Origin of the sequence: Candidatus Desulfatibia sp., assembly GCF_036446775.1 — a bacterium.
Lineage (GTDB): Bacteria > Desulfobacterota > Desulfobacteria > Desulfobacterales > UBA11574 > Desulfatibia_A.
Window position 1 is genome coordinate 1 of the sequence record NZ_JAZFTO010000343.1, and the last position, 2,195, is coordinate 2,195.

General features: G+C 47.5%; 2 protein-coding genes. One reads left to right on the forward strand and one right to left on the reverse strand.

Annotation, left to right across the window (positions count from 1 at the left end):
- Positions 1-493 precede the first annotated feature (493 nt).
- Complete coding sequence (locus V3S16_RS15910) at positions 494-766, reverse strand: MerR family transcriptional regulator (RefSeq protein ID WP_413886699.1); 273 nt, start codon at positions 764-766, stop codon at positions 494-496.
- Between the two features lie 108 nt (positions 767-874).
- Between V3S16_RS15910 and V3S16_RS15915 the strand changes: the two genes are divergently transcribed.
- Positions 875-2,007 (forward strand): IS3 family transposase gene (locus V3S16_RS15915; protein WP_413886701.1). Its coding sequence is split into 2 segments (ribosomal slippage): positions 875-1,142 and positions 1,142-2,007, totalling 1,134 coding nucleotides; the frame shifts between segments, so codons are not numbered across the junction.
- Positions 2,008-2,195 lie beyond the last annotated feature (188 nt).

Sequence of the window (2,195 nt, forward strand, 5' to 3'; positions counted from 1 at the left end):
TATACAATTATATACTATCGATGCCGGAAAGCTCTCCCCAAATCACCCGTTGCAAAATTATTTTTTTTACTGTTTTTTATGCACATCTATCTCTATGGACTCGGATAGAAAGCCCACCAGAACCGAGCTGGGTTGGCCAGAATGGATATTTTCAGGTGATTGGCTCGAACAATCTTTGTTGCTACTGGAGGGTTAAAAATCGCATGATTAAAACAGATTTTAAATGGCATTAACAAGGAACTGTTCCCGGTGCCAGCGGCACACTCCAATTGCGGAAGGGGCTTTATCAGGCCGGTTATATCCACGGCGGCAACACCCACCCTTTGTTAAAGCCAGGAGCAAAGAAAATTTAAATCTACTAAGAGCAAAGGAATTTGATTCAAGGCTTGATGTAAATTCTGCTTGCTTCCGGTTGATTTTAAATTCGTTAGAATCTTTCACACAATTCTCATCCAGAAGAGGGCACATCTTGGTTTTCATTTTCCTTTGCTTTTTACGCATTAGCCGTACCCCCCTTCGCGGCCAGAGCATCCTGGGCTTTTTGCGCGGAGGCTTTTAGTGTGAACCCTTGATCCTGATATTCTTTGATTCGCGTTATCAGGTTAATCTGGGCCTGGGTATACCTGCGATAAGCTCTCTCTCCACCGATCAACCGATCTGGCTGGGGGATGTGTTTACCTTCCCAAGCCCTTAATTGTCGCTGGCTGACGCCAGTTATTCTGCTGGCATCGCCAATACTGAAAGTCTTTTCGTATCTATTCGTCATGATCATTTCTCCTTTAAATTTATTTTTCGGGGCTGAAAATGGCGGTGGTCCCCAAAATTTGGACAATGTGTTAAGCTCTGAATCAGACCAAAAAAGGAGGATCTGACCATGGGCAAAAAGCGCAAACAACACAGTCCACAATTTAAGGCAAAGGTCGCGTTGGCAGCATTACAAAATGAAGAAACTGCGGCTCAACTTGCCAGTCGCTTCGACATTCATCCTACGATGATCTCGACGTGGAAACGTCAACTGCTCGACAACGCCGCTGAGCTTTTCGGCAAGGGCCAAAAATCCCGCAAGCAGGCCGAGGGCAAAATTGACGAACTTTATCGTCATATCGGAAAACTCAAGGTAGAACGCGATTTTTTAGCACGCAAGCTCGGCAGCTGAACAGCAAGCAACGAAAGAAAATGATTGATCCATTACAGAAGCCGAGCATTTCACGACAATGCCACCTGTTGGGCATAAGCCGGTCCTCGTTCTACTACAAGCCGCGGCGGATTAAACCCGAAGATCTGGAACTGATGCGCCTGATTGACGAGCAGTACATGAAAACACCGTCTTACGGCAGCCGGTCGATGGCGCGACATTTTCGTCGACAGGGCCGTAAAGTCAACCGTAAACGCATTCAAAGGCTGATGCGACTGATGGGCATAGAGGCGATTTACCCCAAGCCTCATACCAGCAGGCCGCATCCCGAACACAAGATTTACCCATATCTGCTCAGGGACTTGACCATCGATCGTCCCAACCAAGTCTGGGCAACTGATATCACCTACATTCCCATGGCCCGTGGATTTATGTACCTTGTTGCCGTTATGGACTGGCATAGCCGAAAAATCCTGGCCTGGCGAATTTCCAATACACTGGAGTCTGATTTCTGTGTCCATGCGCTTAAAGAGGCTCTAAGACGCTACGGTGCGCCGGAAATCTTTAACACGGATCAAGGCGCACAGTTTACCAGCAACGCTTTCACACAGACGCTCAAGGACCACGGCGTTAACATCAGCATGGACGGCCGTGGAAGATGCCAGGACAATATTTTTATAGAACGGCTATGGTGGACCATCAAACATCATTACCTTTACCTGCACTCGTTTAACAGTGGCTCTGAGTTGCGCCAGGGGCTGAGCCGCTGGGTGCGCTATTACAACCAAGAGCGAGGACATTCTTCTCTTGACGACCGGACACCGGATGAGTTTTACTATGATCTCCCTCTTCCGTTCGCTGAGGCCGCCTGATGCCTCTTCTTTTTCAATACGCTGGTTTCGAGCTTAATTTTCTTTCAGGCTGTCCAAACATTGGGGTCCATCGCCATGCGATTCTTTTGTTGTGGAAACCGATGTACATTATCCCACCGATATTAATCTTCTTTGGGATGCGATTCGAAAAGTTATTGAATTGAGTGCACGTGAATGTGCCGAGCTGG